This is a genomic window from Streptomyces sp. NPDC001617 (assembly GCF_053596855.1).
Genome location: NZ_JBSFHA010000194.1, coordinates 1 through 2,925 on the forward strand (window position 1 = coordinate 1; position 2,925 = coordinate 2,925).

Consider the following 2,925-nt stretch of genomic DNA (forward strand, 5'->3'; position numbering starts at 1 on the left):
GATCCGCGCCGTGCCCGCCCCGGCCTCGAACCACTTGGCCGCCTCCACCCGCACGGCCTCCCGCTTCTCCTGCTCCGCGGGCGTCAGCCCGCCCCCTTGCGCATACCGCATGAGGCCGTCGTACCGCAGGGATCACCACTCGTCACGACCGCCCGGACATCGCCGATTCAACCTGAGTAACAAGCCGGAGCCCAAGTGGCCAACCTCGCGATCTGGGTGTGCAATAGGAGGTGGGGTTGCCCCTTGAAGTGTAGTGGCCCGGCCAGCGCGGGAAGCCCATATCGCTTGCGGCCGCTCTTCAAATTACGACTGACGAGTCTCCGATAGTTACCTGTGCAATCGACCCTCTTTGGGCATGGTCAACGTAACCGGGACACCATCATGTCGAACCCACCTGAAAACCACCCTGTCTTCATAACTGGAGATCAAACGATAGACTGGGCAGTGCTGCCCTCGCATAGTTATGACAGTCGAAATCCAGACGAGCGGCTCCACGTCTCGGTGAGTCTCTGCTGGCATAAAGGAGGTATATTTCTACTTAAACACATGATCAAAGATGCCCTTAATGGCCTCAACGTTGGCGCCCCTGACTGCGCAGCTGACGAACCAGTCCAGAGCGACTTGGTGGCCTACCGCAGTGGATATAACCACTCATTTGCGGTTCTCCGCAGGAACGACAAGGGGAAGGGGTACAGAGTCGACCAGTACATCGGATTCCGACACAACGCCAATCAAGCCGACAAAGAGCCGGCCCGTTATAACAAAAGAAATACGAACCACCACGCCGTTATTGTGATTGACGATGCGGATTTGGGCTTTCGGGAGTCGGAAGGGAAATGGGAACACCTGCTTCCGTTGCCAGCAAGCGATTATAAGCCGTGGGTGATTTTGAAACTTAGTCACAACATAGCAGACGGCCCCTTGTGGATATCTCTAATGTCTCGAATCAAGGAGCCGGGGGAGGATTGGCTCAAGCATCGACTCGTCGTCCTCACCGCTGTCGCCCGATTGCGTGACAGAGGGGCTGAAATAAGCAGAGATCTATCATGGCAACGTTCCGCCTATGACGTTCTCACAGAGATACAGAATAGAAATGGGCTCAGAGATCTCACCTACTGCCCGTACCTAATCCTTTCTTTTGGGCCAACTGGCGCAATACTAATTGATCAAACCGAAAAGGTTACTGGGGTGCCCCACCCGAAGTTGATATATAACCACGAGGTTATGGAAGGGGAGTGGCTCAGGCACCACCAAGAGGGCATGATGTTTGGATATGGGAGCGCGCTATGTGCAGCGCTCGTGCCCGAGCTGGCCACTTATCCAGGTGAAGGGCCTGAATCGCCAGACCTTACGAGCGCGGTGAAAGAGGGACTGCTAGCCATGCAGCGTCTGTATGAGAAGGGATTTGTAGTCAAACCTTCAACTATTCCCGGAGTGACTGAGTCACCGAACGGTGAATTCACCTCACCCTCTGGACTCTTCGATGAAGATGCGGCGAATGTCGATCGAGACGCACAGTTGGATAAGCTCAGTGAAGCCGATCTAATTCAGCGTCCAAGTCACGACATGAAGCCAAGCTCTAACCAACTAGCCACCTTCGACGGTGACTTGAAATTGGATGACTCTCCTTTGTTTGATATCGCTCTCAGGGGTAGGCCAGCACTTGAGCATCACCTAGAGAAGTGGCCCATTGCGAGATTCGGTGAGTTGTTGACAGCTGACCAGAAGGAGATAGAGAGCCTGCGTTCGATCCGGAAACTTATTGATAACTATTGCCGCCGCAGCGGGCGTGACCTACTCAAGGCCCAGCCTCTGGCTATAGCGGTATTTGGGCAACCGGGGTCTGGTAAGAGTTATGCCATTAAGCAATTGACCAAGGACTGGCAAGATGAAATGCTCATCGAGCCGCTAACCTTCAACCTATCGCAATTTGGGTCGGCGTCTGAACTTGTCGGTGCGCTGCATCAGGTTAGGGATGTGGCACTCTCTGGTCAGGTTCCACTGGCATTTTGGGATGAATTTGACGCACCGCTCGATGGCTCTGCTCTGGGATGGCTCAAGTATTTCTTGGCTCCAATTCAAGATGGCAAATTTCAACAAGAAGAAGTGACGCATCTAATTGGACCTGCCATCTTTGTTTTCGCTGGCGGTACTAGTTACAGCTATAGGCAGTTCAGTGATCAGGTAAAGGGGGGGCGCAGGGCGGATGTAATTCGCGGTCGCGGGGTGGCCGTGAAGGGAGCTCGCAAGGTGGATGGCAATCGCGATGCGAAGGGAGATGACTTCCTTAGTAGATTGCGAGGGTATATAGACGTAGAAGGTATCGATTCGCCATCCTCGAGTGTGCGCCCCAGTAAAGAAGTGATGGTGCGCCGGGCATTGATTCTTAATTCCCTATTCGCAAGGGAGGACGTTGCTGAATATGGAGGTCGATTTGACGTTAATAAAGGAGTACTGCACGCCTTCCTCGGTATTCCAAGATACAATCATGGGGCGCGCTCTATGGAGGCCATCGTGCGGATGGGAATGCGGCGCAGAGGGCAGCCGTATGAGCGTTGGATGTTGCCTAGTGAGCAGCAGCTTGACCTACACGTGCCTGGTCACGAATTTCTGCAAATAATGCGGAGCCATGACTCGGTTTGAATCGGCGATGTCCGGGGCGGTCGTGAAGGGCGGTGATCCCAGCACGCCTCAGGTCCCCGTGATCCACTGGCAAGCCCTTAGGAGCACATTCAGGGCGGGCCCGTTGGAGTACCACGAGGAACCCACACGGATCTTGGGTTTGAATCGCTTACTGGTGGTGGTTAGCCTCGATCTTGCATGAGGGTCCATCAGCTTGCTTGGCCGCCTTCGCGCCGGCGAGGCCGCCTCCGACGATGACGAATGTCTGATCCGCGTCGACCACTTGATGCCTCCTACGGGGTG

The 2,925-nt window shown here is 54.8% G+C and carries 1 protein-coding gene and 1 pseudogene; one reads left to right on the top strand and one right to left on the bottom strand.

The annotated features are described in order from the left end of the window. Positions 1 to 111 (bottom strand): annotated as a pseudogene (locus ACWC09_RS52445) (IS630 family transposase); the annotation flags it as partial. Between the two features lie 435 nt (positions 112 to 546). On the opposite strand from ACWC09_RS52445, the gene ACWC09_RS52450 reads away from it, so the two are divergent. Continuing rightward, positions 547 to 2,643 carry a hypothetical protein gene (locus ACWC09_RS52450; protein WP_450859388.1) on the top strand — a complete coding sequence of 699 codons (2,097 nt, stop codon included), beginning with the start codon at positions 547 to 549 and terminating at the stop codon, positions 2,641 to 2,643. Positions 2,644 to 2,925 lie beyond the last annotated feature (282 nt).

What these genes read in the sequence shown, in the direction of transcription:
- ACWC09_RS52450 (WP_450859388.1), top strand. Translation starts at nt 547, where the DNA reads ATGATCAAAGATGCCCTTAATGGCCTCAACGTTGGCGCCCCTGACTGC.